This window comes from Segatella intestinalis (assembly GCF_029348455.1).
In the GTDB taxonomy this organism is placed as follows: Bacteria; Bacteroidota; Bacteroidia; order Bacteroidales; family Bacteroidaceae; genus Prevotella.
On record NZ_JARJVV010000002.1, the window covers coordinates 19,035 to 32,851 of the forward strand.

13 protein-coding genes and 1 tRNA gene are annotated in these 13,817 nt (G+C 45.8%); 9 read left to right on the forward strand and 5 right to left on the reverse strand.

Annotation, left to right across the window (positions count from 1 at the left end):
- The first annotated feature begins 329 nt into the window (after positions 1-329).
- From P3T48_RS01235 to P3T48_RS01250, 4 genes are read left to right on the forward strand one after another with little or no spacing between them, the layout of a single operon-like run.
- Positions 330-935 carry a hypothetical protein gene (locus tag P3T48_RS01235; protein WP_276505317.1) on the forward strand — a complete coding sequence of 202 codons (606 nt, stop codon included), beginning with the start codon at positions 330-332 and terminating at the stop codon, positions 933-935.
- 14 nt (positions 936-949) lie between these two features.
- A complete protein-coding gene (locus tag P3T48_RS01240) occupies positions 950-2,539 on the forward strand; it encodes a hypothetical protein (protein WP_276505318.1) in 1,590 nt (529 codons plus the stop codon).
- Positions 2,540-2,569: 30 nt separating this feature from the next.
- Positions 2,570-3,079, forward strand: a complete 510-nt coding sequence (locus P3T48_RS01245; protein WP_264911037.1) for an exonuclease domain-containing protein — start codon at positions 2,570-2,572, stop codon at positions 3,077-3,079.
- Positions 3,080-3,134: 55 nt separating this feature from the next.
- Positions 3,135-3,356, forward strand: a complete 222-nt coding sequence (locus P3T48_RS01250; protein ID WP_119230313.1) for a DUF6140 family protein — start codon at positions 3,135-3,137, stop codon at positions 3,354-3,356.
- 998 nt (positions 3,357-4,354) lie between these two features.
- Here the strand turns inward: P3T48_RS01250 and P3T48_RS01255 are convergent.
- Both P3T48_RS01255 and P3T48_RS01260 read right to left on the reverse strand, forming a co-directional pair.
- On the reverse strand, positions 4,355-4,891 hold the full coding sequence (locus P3T48_RS01255; protein WP_276505319.1) for a methylated-DNA--[protein]-cysteine S-methyltransferase: 537 nt from the start codon (positions 4,889-4,891) through the stop codon (positions 4,355-4,357).
- Positions 4,892-4,958: 67 nt separating this feature from the next.
- Positions 4,959-5,032: transfer RNA gene (locus P3T48_RS01260), tRNA-Ile, on the reverse strand.
- Positions 5,033-5,170: 138 nt separating this feature from the next.
- Between P3T48_RS01260 and P3T48_RS01265 the strand changes: the two genes are divergently transcribed.
- Genes P3T48_RS01265 through P3T48_RS01280 form a run of 4 tightly spaced genes read left to right on the forward strand, consistent with a single transcriptional unit; the run spans position 5,171 to position 10,411 of the window.
- Positions 5,171-7,756, forward strand: coding sequence for a calcium-translocating P-type ATPase, PMCA-type (locus P3T48_RS01265; protein ID WP_276505320.1), 2,586 nt, complete (start codon positions 5,171-5,173; stop codon positions 7,754-7,756).
- Positions 7,757-7,771: 15 nt separating this feature from the next.
- Positions 7,772-8,749 (forward strand): bifunctional riboflavin kinase/FAD synthetase, encoded by a 978-nt coding sequence (locus tag P3T48_RS01270; RefSeq protein WP_276505321.1) that lies wholly within the window; start codon positions 7,772-7,774, stop codon positions 8,747-8,749.
- Between the two features lie 29 nt (positions 8,750-8,778).
- Entirely contained in the window at positions 8,779-9,600 is an 822-nt protein-coding gene (locus P3T48_RS01275) for a CPBP family intramembrane glutamic endopeptidase (RefSeq protein WP_276505322.1), read from the forward strand.
- 7 nt (positions 9,601-9,607) lie between these two features.
- Positions 9,608-10,411, forward strand: coding sequence for a hypothetical protein (locus P3T48_RS01280; protein ID WP_276505323.1), 804 nt, complete (start codon positions 9,608-9,610; stop codon positions 10,409-10,411).
- A gap of 169 nt (positions 10,412-10,580) precedes the next feature.
- Here P3T48_RS01280 and P3T48_RS01285 read toward each other — a convergent pair whose 3' ends face one another.
- The 3 genes from P3T48_RS01285 to argB form a co-directional block, all read right to left on the reverse strand.
- Complete coding sequence (locus P3T48_RS01285) at positions 10,581-11,078, reverse strand: PG0215 family putative anti-sigma factor (protein ID WP_276505324.1); 498 nt, start codon at positions 11,076-11,078, stop codon at positions 10,581-10,583.
- On the reverse strand, positions 11,068-11,580 hold the full coding sequence (locus tag P3T48_RS01290) for a GFO_1088 family ECF-type sigma factor (RefSeq protein ID WP_276505325.1): 513 nt from the start codon (positions 11,578-11,580) through the stop codon (positions 11,068-11,070). The genes P3T48_RS01285 and P3T48_RS01290 overlap by 11 nt, the downstream gene beginning before the upstream one ends.
- 122 nt (positions 11,581-11,702) lie before the next feature.
- Positions 11,703-12,473 (reverse strand): acetylglutamate kinase, encoded by a 771-nt coding sequence (gene argB, locus P3T48_RS01295; RefSeq protein WP_276505326.1) that lies wholly within the window; start codon positions 12,471-12,473, stop codon positions 11,703-11,705.
- A gap of 177 nt (positions 12,474-12,650) precedes the next feature.
- On the opposite strand from argB, the gene P3T48_RS01300 reads away from it, so the two are divergent.
- On the forward strand, positions 12,651-13,817 hold the full coding sequence (locus tag P3T48_RS01300) for an FAD synthase family protein (RefSeq protein WP_276505327.1): 1,167 nt from the start codon (positions 12,651-12,653) through the stop codon (positions 13,815-13,817).

Here is a 13,817-nt window from a genome sequence, read left to right on the forward strand (position 1 = left end):
ATCCGTATAGGGAAAAGTGTATACATATCGGCGTGGGCTTCGACGTTGCTCGTTCAACAGTGCAGGGCAATGCGAAGGCCTCAGAGAGTGGGACGAGTGACGGGTAAGTTCCCACGCTTTTTTATTTTGCCGAAACCGAAATCTTAACCCGCCAAGTCTCGGGAACACCTGGCAAAATGATAATATACCAATGAAACAGAACGATTTTTACTACTTTTGTTAAGCCGAAATCAAGAAATTTCGCTTATGAACCATTATGGACTTGATAGTTTCCAATAGAAGAACTATCTTTGTCCCCGAATTTAATAACTTTAAAATAGAATAAGTGTATGAAACATGTAAATGCTTATCCTTTTGTTGGTAAGGATTACGAGAAAGGATTCTTGAATAGTGGTAAGAAAGTCTTGATATTAGGGCATAGCCACTATGATGCAGATAGTACAGGTTGTCCTTGCCATCATAGTTTTACTATAGATATGATGGACGGATTCTTGAGTGGAGAAGATGGAGCTTATTATAAAGGCTTCACAAGCCAAACCAAAGCTTTGTTGAATCGAGAGATTTCAGTTGATGATAGAGAATATGTATGGAATCAAGTAGCATTCTATAATTTCATTCAGTTCAATCTTGAGGCTCCTGGTGTGAAAGAGACCGATGAACAATTTAACGATTCTATTCCTGCCTTCAAGGAGGTTCTTGAAGAGTTGAAGCCTGATGTTATCATTGTTTGGGGCTATGGTCTTTTTGATAGACTTTATGGTCTTGGGGAAACGGATGGAGAAGAAATGTCTCTTACCAATGGAGAAAAGGTTTATACTCGCTGGTTTAGTATAGGTGGTGATGATAAGGCTCTTATGATTCGTCAGCATCATCCATCTCGATCTTATTCTTGGGGAGAATGGGGTAAGGTATATCAAGATTTGTTTAATAAATAGAATATGAAGTAAAAATGGAAAACAAGAAGTTTTTTACTTATACATTGAATGCCGCATGCTTAATTTGCCTTGTTGCAGTATATTTCCGTGTGTTCACAGATATGGAACTGCCAGGAAGAATCATGGCTGCAATTCTGGGTGTTGTAATTACGGCTTCAATAACGCAACTACTACTGGAGGGACAAACTGAGAAGGAACTCCGACTAAAGGAAGGGCAGGCGAATAATCAAAGGGAATCGGATGAAAAGCAGAAAGAATGGCAGGAAAATCAGACTCGCAAGGCCCAAGAATGGCAAGATGAACAAGCTCGTAAGGCTGAAGAATGGCGATTAAAGCATGACAGAAGTAATGTTGTCTTTGGTGAGAAGTTGAAAATTTATCAGAAATTCCTCGACACATTGTATAATGCTGTGAAGGATGGGGAACTTACTGAATCTGAAAAGTTAGAGCTACAGTATCAGACATCACTTGTGGCAATGCATTGTGAGCCTGAGAATATCCAAAAACTTAGTGGAGCAGTCAATCAGGTGATAACTGTAGTTTGCGAACCAAGTAAGAAGAGAAGTCCTAACGAGAATGCTTTGTTAAAAACATTGTTTGACGTTGTTGAGGCTTTGCGCAAAGATTTGTATGCTAAGGATTTTAAGCCGTTCCCTAATGATGTAAAGGAACAAACGATTGGAAATTTCAATGCGGCTTATAGTAAGGCAAAAAAAGGAGATGAAGACGAAGGAAAGAAAGCAAAGCAACATCTGTTGGTAGATTTGAATGTCCTTTCTGATGTTAATCATGCAATGTTGAATTCAAGTAAAATCGAAGGAAATTCTGTTTCTTCGGAGAATAAAGCGGCTACTGTCGTTGACCAACGAAAATACAATACTTCGCTTTGGGAACAAGCTGTTGAGAGATGGACAAAGGCTCGCTGGACTGTAGCATCGCTTGAAAGCGAGGACTGTCCTTTGCTGATTACTCGTAATGATGGTAATCCAGGAATGATAGACATGGGATTCTATGATAATCATTATTTTATTCAGGCTCGTTATGAAGGTGATTGGAACTTCTCGAAATGCTTGAAATGGGATAATGGTGGAAGAAGACAGCGTGAGATGTGGTGGGAGTATCCAACTCTGTCAATGGATGTACCAAAAGGTGGCTTTATTGATAAGTTCAAGTCTTCGCCTGAACTCCAGCAACAAATCATTAAGCGAGTGGAATATTTGCAAGACATAATTTTGAAGACTCATAGAACCCATCTTTGGATGCAGGAAGTGGGCGAACCTAAAAATTGGAATTTGTTCACTTGGTATTGGACAACGCTTGCTTGTGAAAGCCAGAGTGAGGAAAAAGGTAAGATTTATATGGATACTTTGCCTGTTGATGGCAAAGATGCTGTTGCTATCCAATTGGGTAATCGTGCAAATAGTATTGAGCAACTAAAGGATATCTTGACACATATAGGTCTTTCTGATAGACTTGGAGAGATTCAAGAAGATGGTTGTTTCATAACTCTGGAAGAGGTGGCTTCGTTAAGACCTGAAGATGTTGGAAAGCGTCTTAGACATTGGGCTTGCCTTATTTCTCAGAAAGTCTTGAATGAAAAATGACTGAATAAAGTGGTAAAGAATCATGTTAAGATGAAAAGTTTCGCTGCAATAGATTTCGAAACCGCCAATCAGCACCGTTCCAGCGTGTGTAGTGTCGGGGTGGTAGTTGTGTGTGATGGTAAGGTGGTGGATAAATTGTATCGGCTGATAAAGCCTAATCCCAACTACTATACTTATATATGTACCCAAGTGCATGGATTAACGGAGGCGGATACTGATACTGCATTGTCTTTCCCCAAAGTGTGGGCGGAGATTGCTCCTCATGTACAAGGATTGCCATTGGTGGCGCATAATAGTCCATTTGATGAGAGTTGCTTGAAGGCGGCATTTGCGGCTTATGGTATGAAATATCCTAACTATCGCTTCTATTGCACTTGCCGTGCTTCAAGAAAATTGTTGGGAGACAAACTGCCAAATCATCAACTTCAAACAGTGGCTGCTTATTGTGGCTATGATTTGACAGCGCATCACCATGCTTTGGCGGATGCAGAGGCTTGTGCTGCTATTGGTATTAAACTTATCGATTTTGAGAAAGAGTAAAAAAGATAGGAGAACTATCTAAAAAATAAGTCAAACAATTTAAAAAGTTAAGATTATGGGAAGAGTTTTTGCTGTACGCCCTAAGCGTATCAAGAGAACGAATGGGCAAGTGTTGACTCCTGAGATGGAGATTACTGTTACAACTAAATCATATACTTTCGATCCATTTTATAATGGAGCGAAAGAGATACAAGAGCAGTACATGCGTATGTACCAGTTCGACTATAAGAAGAGTTGTTGCAGCAAAGCAGATTTTGAGTTTAAGCAATTAGACTGATATTTAAATAAGAGGGTGTATCAGGATTTCTGACACACCCTTTTATTTAAGTTTTCATATAGAATCTTTATCCTGCAAGAAATCAAATACGTCCATAAATACGATGCCGTCATCGTTTTGGTATTTATTGATGTTTCGTTCGGTGATTTGTAGAATTCCATATTTTTCTGTTTTTTAGTTTGCTCTCCATGTTTATTTCATGTTTTACTCAGGTCTGTAACCGACTGGATATCTTGCTCGAAAAGTGAATCAAAGATTTTTTTAAAATAGAATTAGCATAAACCCCTTCACCCTTCATCTATCCCTTGGAATCCCCTGTGTTTATCGGGGCTTCAGGGAGAGAATGGCTCAAATCCACCCTTCATCACCCTTCATCTCCCTTCATCCTAATTGGTAAGTGGCTGTAAGCGGCTCCACGTTTATACTTTCCATCGTTCAATCAAGAGCTCTTATAAAGGGCGAAACACAAGCATCTCTTGAAGTTGAAAGTCAACTTGTCTGATAAAGATTTAAGCCTTAATGCAAGCATCATAAATGCCTTAACCAGGGCTTAATAGACTGCTATGCTTGGTCTTAATAGACGACCAGACTTGGTCATAATAGACGCCCTGGACAGGTCTTAATAGACGCATGAGCCAAGCTCTGTCAGTCTGTCGAAATCTGAAAATGGCAAAAAGATGAAAGGTGATGAAGGGTTAAAATTTGCATTTCAGTCTCAGATCCCCTGTGTTTATCGGCATTTCACGCGTACAGATGAAGGGTGAAGGGTTTTTGCGTGATCCATTTTTATAATTACTGATGCTATTTTTATAAATACTGATGCAATAAAAGTGCCTACTTATGGCACAATAGTGCCCTGCGAGGGGCACAATAGTGCCTTTCAAGAAGCAATTGTACGGCAATGGGAAGTAATATGTCCAACTTGGCTTTCTCAAATGGGGAAATGGAGTTAATAAGTTTACTCAACTTTCGCTGGGTTCAGAAGTTAAGTTGTAGGTTCAGCCATAAGGCGTATTTTGACATTCGATATTCAGCAGTAATCTTTTTGCCTCGATGCCTCCTGCGTATCCTGTCAGTGAGCGGTTGGTGCCAATGACGCGATGGCAAGGGATGAGAATGCTGATGCCATTGGCACCGATGGCTTGTGCCACAGCCCTTATACCTTTCAGCTTGTTTGTCTTTTGTGCAATCTCTTTGTAAGTTCTTGTTTCTCCATACGGAATTTCAAGTAAGGCTTGCCATACTTGTTTTTGGAAGACGGTACCAACGGGATGTAAGGGAATTTCGAATGTATGGCGCTTGCCTGCGAAATACTCATCAAGTTCTTTCTTTGTTTCTTCCAGGACGGCAGAGGGGGCAATGATGCATTCTGCATTCAGCCGTCGCATGAGCCGGTGCTTGTTGCGTTCGGCACATGGCATTTTGTTCCAATCGCACAGGCATAGACAGTCGCCTGCCGATGCCAAGATGATTTCGCCACAAGGTGAGTTGTAGTATTGGATGGATATTACTTGTTTTCTGCGTAAATCTTTCATGATCATATTTCTCATCAAACAAAAAACAGCGGCCTACGCCGAAGCATAAGTCGCTGTAATAGAAGCGTGGACCAGCCAGGGCTTGAACCTGGGACCTCCAGATTATGAGTCTGTTGCTCTAACCAACTGAGCTACAAGTCCGTGAATTTTGCAATTCGACTGCAAAGGTAATAGCTTTTTGCTAAATAACCAAATATTTTGGGCATTTTTTTCGATTAATCAGAAAAATGCCGTATCTTTGCACCATCATCTTATAGCACTCGAAGTGCTTCATGACAAATGGCAAAAGAAATAAATAGTAATTCAGGTCTTTCCGACGAGCAAGTTGGACAAAGTAGAAAGAGGTGTGGACTCAATGTTCTCACACCTCCTCGTCGTATATCCTTATGGAAACTCTATTTGGATAAGTATCGCGATCCCATTATCCAAATCCTTCTTGTAGCAGCCTTGATCTCTCTGGTCCTGGCTTTCATAGAGCACAACTTTATGGAGACGACAGGCATCTTTGTGGCTGTATTCTTGGCCACAACGGTGGGCTTCTATTTCGAGCGGGATGCTGCCAAGAAGTTTCATATCCTTACAGCCTTGAGCGAGGAACAGCCTGTAAAGGTGCGCCGAAACGGGAGGGTGATAGAGATTCCCCGCCGCGATGTAGTGGTAGACGATATTGTGTTGATAGAGGTGGGCGACGAGGTGCCAGCCGATGGCGTCCTGCTCTCTTGTACCGATTTGCAAATCAACGAGTCATCGCTTACCGGTGAGCCTATGACAGAGAAATCGCTCGAGGGAGGTGGCGACGGAGCTTATGCCCGCAATGTGGTTTTGCGTTCTACCATGGTGATGAATGGACGTGGAGAATTCAGGGTGACGGCAGTAGGCGATGCTACTGAAATAGGCAAGGTGGCGGCCAAGTCGACCGAGCAGACGGCAGTGAAGACTCCTCTCTATGTACAGTTGGACAAGTTGGCTACTATGATTTCCAAGGTGGGCTCAATAGTTTCGGTAGCCGCTTTTGTACTGTTTCTCGGTCATGACATCCTGACCAATCCTGTATGGGGAGGCAAGGATTATCTTTATATGGCCGACCTTGTGTTGGAGTATTTCATGATGGCCGTCACACTGATAGTGATGGCTGTGCCCGAAGGTTTGCCTATGGCCGTCACACTCTCCTTGGCTCTCAATATGCGAAGAATGCTCAAGTCGAACAATCTTGTGCGCAAGCTTCATGCCTGTGAGACGATGGGAGCTGTCACCGTGATTTGTACCGACAAAACAGGTACGCTGACGCAGAACCAGATGCAGGTGGACACCCTCTTGCTGAAACAGGGAAGCGAACATTTGCTCCACTTGGCGATAGCCGTCAACACCACTGCCGAACTGGACAACGACCGAGGTATAGGCAATCCTACCGAATCGGCATTGCTGCTATGGCTCAAAGCTAAGGGGCACGACTATGCCGAGTTGCGCAAACAGTGCACCATGGTGAGCCAGCAACCATTCTCGACCGAGCGAAAGTATATGTCCACCCGTGTTCTTGCAGAAGGCACACAGTATCTCTTTGTGAAGGGAGCTCCCGAGATCGTGCTGGCAAAGTGCGACTTGGACGATAAGGAAAAGCAAAAAGCACAGGAAGAGCTTGCTGACTTCCAGCGCAAGGCGATGCGTACATTAGCCTTTGCCTATCAGAAGGCAGAAGACGGTAAGATGACCTTGCAGGCTATCGTTGCCATTACCGATCCTCTGCGCAAGGAGGTTCCCGCAGCAGTGCAGGAGTGCAGAAAGGCTGGTATAGAAGTCAAGATGGTGACGGGCGACACGGCAGCTACGGCTTTCGAGATAGGCAAGCAGATAGGCATCTTCGAGGAAGACAATACAAGCATAGGGGCCGATGGCGAGATGACTCCGCTTGAGGTACAGATGATAACGGGCGAACAGTGGGAGGCTCTCTCGGATGAGGAAGCCTATAAACGCGCACGGAATATCCGTGTGATGAGCCGTGCCCGTCCTACAGACAAACAGCGATTGGTGGCCATGCTTCAGAAACATGGCGAGGTGGTGGCGGTAACAGGCGATGGAACCAATGATGCCCCGGCGCTCCACTATGCTCATGTCGGGCTTTCGTTAGGCTCGGGCACATCGGTAGCCAAGGAAGCTTCGGATATGACCTTGCTCGACGATTCGTTCAAGTCGATAGCCAATGCCGTGATGTGGGGACGCTCGCTTTACCGCAACCTTCAGCGTTTCCTCTTTTTCCAGTTGGTGGTCAATGTGGCAGCCTTGCTCCTGGTGCTTGGCGGTTCGATTATAGGCACCGAAATGCCCCTTACCGTTACCCAGATATTGTGGGTCAACCTGATAATGGACACCTTTGCAGCCTTGGCTTTAGCCTCTTTGCCTCCTTCGCACGAGGTGATGAAGGAAAAGCCCCGCAAGGCTTCCGACTTTATCATTTCCCGCAGCATGGGTGCAGGAATCCTTTTCTGTGGCATCAGTTTCTTTGTCGTGATGTTTGCTTTCCTGGTATATTGTGAGCGTCGCGGCAGGGGAGGAGTCGATACGCACGAACTGACATGGTTCTTCACCACGTTTGTGATGCTGCAGTTCTGGAATCTCTTCAATGCAAAGACTTTGGGCAGCAACAGGTCTGCATTCCGTCACTTCCTCCAGGATAAGGGCATGCAGTTGGTGCTTCTGTTGGTCTTGGCAGGTCAGTGGCTCATCGTTACTTTCGGTGGTGAAATGTTCCGCACCCAGCCTCTCTCGCTTAAAGAGTGGGCAATCATTATTGGCTCAACCTCGCTCGTTCTTTGGGCAGGCGAACTGTATCGTGCTGTGAGGCGAGCAATGTGTCATCAGGAGGAATAAAGACAGGAAAACAAGATGAAAACAGTATATTATACTATTCAGGACGGATGTAGGCTGAAAGACGGTACTGCCATCAAGTCTTTGAAGCCCTGTGTGGCCACTATCGGCTTTTTCGACGGAGTGCACAGAGGACACCAGTATCTCATACGTCAGCTGGTGGAGAAAGCCCACAGCCAGGGACTTGAGGCAACGGTCATCACCTTCGACGAGCATCCGCGCAAGGTGTTGCAGAGCGACTATCAGCCAGAGTCGTTGAGTACACTCGACTCTAAGTTGCTTCTCCTCTCCCGCACCGATATAGACAATGTGGTGGTGCTGCATTTCGATAAAGAGATGGCATCGCTTTCTGCCAAGGAGTTTATGAGCAAGGTGCTGTGCAATCAGTTGAGCGTGAAATCACTCTTTATCGGTTACGACCATCGCTTCGGTCGCAACCGTGAGGAAACCTTCGATGATTATGTGCGCTATGGACGTGAGATGAACATGGAGGTAGTTCGCAATGACGCATTCCAGCTCGACGGCATCAATGTGTCCTCTTCGGTCATCCGTTCCTTTCTGCGCGAAGGCGAGGTGGAGCTTGCCAATATGTGCTTGGGCTATCCTTATACCATCGTAGGCAAGGTGGTGAATGGCTTTCATGAGGGTCGCAAATTAGGTTTCCCTACTGCCAACATAGACATCTCCCATTTGTGTCAAATGATTCCTGCCGCCGGTGTCTATGCCGTCAAGGTAAGGCTGGAACAGGGGATGGAAATGAAGTGGGGCATGATGAATATAGGCACGCGTCCTACCTTCGGCGGAAAGCGCACAACGATCGAGACACATATCTTCCATTTTGATGGCGACATTTATGGTCAGTTGCTGTTGGTGAGCTTTGTGCACCGCATCAGGGGCGAGCGTAAGTTCGAGTCGCCAGAGGAACTTGCAGAGCAACTCCGTGAAGACGAGGAAACCGTTGTGGCGCTGTTGCAGAAAGATAAAGAGAACGAATAGAAACAAATTTAAATAAACAGATACAAACGATGAAAGAGGTAAAGAAAGGTGTTATGGATATTCTGCTGTATGGCATTGTGTTTGTCGTAGTACAGCTTATAGTTTCATTCTTGGGAATGCTTGTCTGGTCATTTGTTCAGCACGAGGAACTGGCAGATGTGCGAACAGCCATGCTTTCGGGGCACAATCCCGTGCTGCTTGCCCTTACCTCGGTGTTCAGCAGTGTGATTACCCTGGTCATTTTTCTGAAGACCAAGTGGACTCCCATCTCTCGCAACTATCTGTTGTCCAAACCTTGGCTCACTCTTCTTTGGGTAGCTTTGTTTGCTTTGGGTGCCATGATTCCACTTGAGTTTGTGTATGAGCAAATCGGACTGGAAATGGATGAGACCACAGGCCGCATATTCGAAGGGCTGCTCAAAGAGCCCTGGGGGTATGTGGCTGTAGGCATCCTGGCACCATTGACCGAGGAGGTTGTCTTCCGTGGCGCCATCCTCCGTACCTTGCTGGGTATGATGAGCAAGCGCAACCATTGGGTTGCCATCATGATTTCGGCTGCCGTTTTTGGTGCTGTGCATGGCAATGCAGCCCAGTTTGTCAATGCCCTGCTCATGGGTCTTCTCTTAGGATGGATGTACTATCGCACCCGTAGCCTTGTGCCAGGCATCCTGCTGCATTGGGTCAACAACACGATGGCTTATATCCTGACCAACCTTCTTCCTCAGAGCGACGGCAAACTTATCGACCTCTTCCATGGTGATGAGAAGACGGTATATTATGCCGTAGGCTTCTCCTTGTGCATTCTCATACCGAGTTTCCTGCAGTTGGTTGCAAGATTTAGAAAACCGTAATAATAAGATGATTATCATAGAACAAAGCATTATTGGCAAGAAGTGCCAGGAGGCCTGTGAGGATGGACTGGTCGTGACCGATGATTTCATCGCCGTGATAGACGGCAGTACGAGCAAGACCCCAAAGCATCTCAATCCGGAGATGAAGAATGGTCGTTATGCCATGATGCTCATCTCTGAATATATCAGACAAGAATTGAAGGCGGATGCCTTGGCAGATGATTTCTGCCAAGGTATCACGCATTATATATGCGATAAAGTGTATAAGCCTTTGGGCGTGGCTGAGCGATTGTTGCAGCATCCCGAGGAACGCCTTACGGCTTCTGCCGTTATTTACAGCAGGGCAAGGCAAGAGGTGTGGATGGTGGGCGATTGTCAGGCTCTCATCGGCGGAAAACTCTATGAGAATGGTAAACCCTACGAGCAAGAGATTGCAGAGAAGCGAGTTGACTTGATAAAGGAAGGAAAGCTTCCTGTTGAGGCTCGCAGGCAAATAGAGCCTTTGCTCGTTGAGGCGATGCTTTCGGGACAAAACAAGACTTATACTGTTATTGATGGATTCCCCATCTATCGGGAGGGGGTAAAGGTAGTGTCTGTATCTTCTTCCGAGACAGTTTCTGCCTCTTCCGAGATTGTATTGGCGAGCGATGGCTATCCTTTTCTCAAGCCTACTCTGGCAGAGAGTGAGGAAGCCTTGGCTAATCAAATTGCCAACGATCCTCAAAATATCAGCTGTTTCATAGCTACCAAAGGCCTTGCAGAAGGCAACAAGAGTTTTGACGACAGAACCTATATCCGCTTCCTGCCATAGGCTGTTGGGGCGATAAGGCCAGATAAACGTATATAAATAACATGGGCTGCCAGGATTACTGGCAGCCCTATTACGTTAGTATGTTATGAAAAATTTGAGAGAAATGAAACTTCACAGTTTCAGAGTTGTTTTACTAAACATGATTTTATAGAGAAAGCATAGAAATTTATCATTTCAGTATGTTGGAAGCCGGATCGGCAGCCACTTGGTTGATATTGGATTGCTGCATGGAGTCGACCGATACCGAGTCGGCAATGGCAGCTACTGATACACCGTGAACCGATTGTCCGTTTCCTGTATTTCCTACGTATTCGGCATCTTTCTGGAAAGGTACTTGGGCGGCATTGCCCAAAGTAAGGAAAATAGCCACCATAGCCGCAGCCTTGAACAGAGGTTTCAGGCGCTCTGTCAGCGATATTACCTTTGCCTTTTCTGGCTTCTGGCTTTCCTCGCTTTCTATGATGTCCATCATCTTTTGGTCAAAGTCATCGCCCAGAGCCTCGTTCTTGCTTTCGCCAAGCTCGTAGGTAAAGAGAGCCTTATAGGACTCCAGCTCGGAAGGAATATCTTCCTGGCTGAAGAATGTGCGGAGGATGTCTTCCTCTTCGAGGGAGGTCTCGCAATTCCAGTAGCGCTCTAAAAGCTGTTTGATGTACTTATAGTCCATATTTGTCGAATTGTTGAAATCGTTGTTTTATTGTTTGACGAGCCCTAAAGATATTAATCTTTACCTGTTCTTCGGTGATGCCGAGAATCAGGGCAATGTCTTTATAGGCTTTTCCCTCAATATCGCGTAGCTGTATGCAGCTGCGTTGTTTTTCGGGAAGTTCGTCTATCATCCTCTTTACGATGTCCAGCTTGTCTTTCTGAATCATTCGTTCTGAAGGATTCGAGGTGGCGTCTGGCCTTTCTGTCTTCTCATCTTCGAGCGATCCGTTCTGATTCTCCATCTTCTTGATGCGGTCGAGCGAGAGATTTCTTGCGATAGTGAGGCTGTAGGCTTCGATGGAGTCTAACTGTTGCCATTTGTCGCGCGAGTTCCAAACTTTTATCAGTGTGTCTTGCACGATGTCTTCGGCTTCCTCTCTGTTGAGAGTAATGCGCAGAGCCAGTCTGAAGAGTTTGTCCTTCAGTGGCAAAACATCGTTTCGGAAACTGATTTCTTTCATTCCTCTGTTATTAATGACGACTATGTTATAAGAAAGTTACAACCAATCTTAAATTATTTCTATTTTTAACTCTTATTAAGAATCAAAGGCAAAAGAATTCTTCGCTCTTCACTCTTCGTTCTTTACTTAATGACGGTTCCCTGTTTGCCGTCTATGGCTGTTGCCAGAGTGATAATCACCTCCTTCACGCCCGCGTCTACGGCAGCAAGGGCGTTCTCTATCTTTGGAATCATACCTCCGCTGATGATTCCGTCAGCCTGGTATTTCTCGAAGTCGGATCGTGTGATGACAGGAATCACGCTGTTGTCGTCATCGGGATTGGAAAGCACGCCCTTCTTCTCGAAACTGTATATCAGCGTCACATCGTAGTAGGGAGCCAAAGCCTTGGCTGTTTCGCTGGCTATGGTGTCGGCGTTAGTATTCAGAATATTGCCATTTCCGTCGTGAGTCAACGGAGCCATAACGGGTGTAATGCCTTCTTGGATAAGGGTTTGCAGCATCTTGCCATTGGCGCGTTCCACATCGCCTACATATCCGAAGTCTACTCCGTCCTTGACGGGGCGCTTGTGGCTGTGTATCACATCCATGTCGGCTCCTGTCAGTCCGAGTGCGTTTACGCCCTTGGCTTGCAACTTGGCTACAAGGTTCTTGTTGACCAAGCCTCCATAGACCATGGTTACCACCTCCAGCATCTGTGCGTCGGTGATGCGTCTGCCATTCACCATTTTGCTCTCTATACCCAAGGCTGCTGCTACTTTAGTAGCGCGTCTGCCTCCGCCGTGTACCAGTACTTTCTTTCCTGGTATGGCGGCAAAATCTGTAAGGAGCTGTGCCAGTTGCTCGTTGTCCTCAACGATGGCGCCGCCCACCTTTACGATTGTTACTTTCTCCATATCTGTCTATATTTTGATAATGACAGTACAAAGTTACAACTATTTTGCTAAAAACCTATACTTATAGTCGGCTCTTTTGTTTCTTTAACTCTACAATGTGCCTTTATTTCTGCGAAAAATTGTAAATTTGCACGATTGCTAAAGCAAGTGAATAGTAATAGATTATAAATAACAGATATGAAAAAAGTATTTGTAAGCGGATGTTATGACCTTCTTCACAGCGGACATGTGGAGTTCTTCCGTCAGGCTTCGCAGTATGGTGAGTTGTATGTCGGCATAGGTTCCGATTCCACTATCTTGGAGTATAAGCATCATAAAACCTTCTATCCGGAGCAGGAACGCCTGTTCATGGTAAAGTCTATCCGATACGTGAAAGATGCATTCATCAATGCCGGTTCGGGCATCATGGACTTTGTGCCGACGGTGGAGTTCCTGCATCCCGATGTGTTTGTCGTGAATGAAGATGGAAGCAGCGACACCAAGCGAAAGTTCTGCGAGGAGCATGGTATCGAGTATGTAGTGCTGGAGCGTACTCCAGCCGAGGGATTGACAGCCCGTTCGAGTACTGATATCAAGAATGGAACCTGCGCCTTGCCAACTCGTCTTGATCTGGCTGGTACATGGATTGATCAGCCTTACGTGAGTTGTTATGCTCCAGGCTGGGCCATCACCATGTCGTTGATTCCCACCTTTGAGGTGCGCGAGCGCTGTGGACTTTCCACTTCCACCCGAAACATGATCAAGAAAATATGGCCAGTGAAGTTGCCCGATATGGATCCTGAAATCTTGTCGAAGTTGGTCTTCTGTTTCGAGAACGACCCTGAGCGCAATGATGGCATCGTGAGTGGAGCACAGGATGCCATTGGAATCTGTATTCCTGGTTTGTGCCGTCATTACTACAACAACCGTTTCTGGCCCGAGAAGTTTGAGCGTTGCGATGATGAGTCGATACTTTCCTGGCTGGAGGAACATCTCTGCATGATAGCGATGGAGCCCCGTCGACCAGGCTGCTCTGTGGTCGAGGGTAAGGACATCACCGAGGTGAAGGTAAAGGCTTTGGCTCAGGCTGCCGATGACTGCTGGCAAGCCATTATGGCTAAGGATTATGAGGCTTTCGCCCGTGCCTACAAGGCTTCGTTTGATGCTCAGGTAAGTATGTTCCCTGCCATGATTCAGGGTTGTGTCCAAGGTTATATTGACAAGTATTCAGCTCTACCTGATGTGAAGGCATGGAAGATGCCTGGAGCAGGTGGCGGTGGATATCTGGCCTTAGTGGTAGACGATGTGAAGAAATTTGCCGAGGCTCATCCTGAGACCATCACACTGACGATAAGAAGAAAGTAA

Coding starts and splice junctions, on each gene's coding strand:
- P3T48_RS01235 (WP_276505317.1), top strand. CDS start 330: ATGAAACATGTAAATGCTTATCCTTTTGTTGGTAAGGATTACGAGAAA.
- P3T48_RS01240 (WP_276505318.1), top strand. CDS start 950: ATGGAAAACAAGAAGTTTTTTACTTATACATTGAATGCCGCATGCTTA.
- P3T48_RS01245 (WP_264911037.1), top strand. CDS start 2,570: ATGAAAAGTTTCGCTGCAATAGATTTCGAAACCGCCAATCAGCACCGT.
- P3T48_RS01250 (WP_119230313.1), top strand. CDS start 3,135: ATGGGAAGAGTTTTTGCTGTACGCCCTAAGCGTATCAAGAGAACGAAT.
- P3T48_RS01255 (WP_276505319.1), bottom strand. CDS start 4,891: ATGAAAGATTTACGCAGAAAACAAGTAATATCCATCCAATACTACAAC.
- P3T48_RS01265 (WP_276505320.1), top strand. CDS start 5,171: ATGGCAAAAGAAATAAATAGTAATTCAGGTCTTTCCGACGAGCAAGTT.
- P3T48_RS01270 (WP_276505321.1), top strand. CDS start 7,772: ATGAAAACAGTATATTATACTATTCAGGACGGATGTAGGCTGAAAGAC.
- P3T48_RS01275 (WP_276505322.1), top strand. CDS start 8,779: ATGAAAGAGGTAAAGAAAGGTGTTATGGATATTCTGCTGTATGGCATT.
- P3T48_RS01280 (WP_276505323.1), top strand. CDS start 9,608: ATGATTATCATAGAACAAAGCATTATTGGCAAGAAGTGCCAGGAGGCC.
- P3T48_RS01285 (WP_276505324.1), bottom strand. CDS start 11,078: ATGGACTATAAGTACATCAAACAGCTTTTAGAGCGCTACTGGAATTGC.
- P3T48_RS01290 (WP_276505325.1), bottom strand. CDS start 11,580: ATGAAAGAAATCAGTTTCCGAAACGATGTTTTGCCACTGAAGGACAAA.
- argB (WP_276505326.1), bottom strand. CDS start 12,473: ATGGAGAAAGTAACAATCGTAAAGGTGGGCGGCGCCATCGTTGAGGAC.
- P3T48_RS01300 (WP_276505327.1), top strand. CDS start 12,651: ATGAAAAAAGTATTTGTAAGCGGATGTTATGACCTTCTTCACAGCGGA.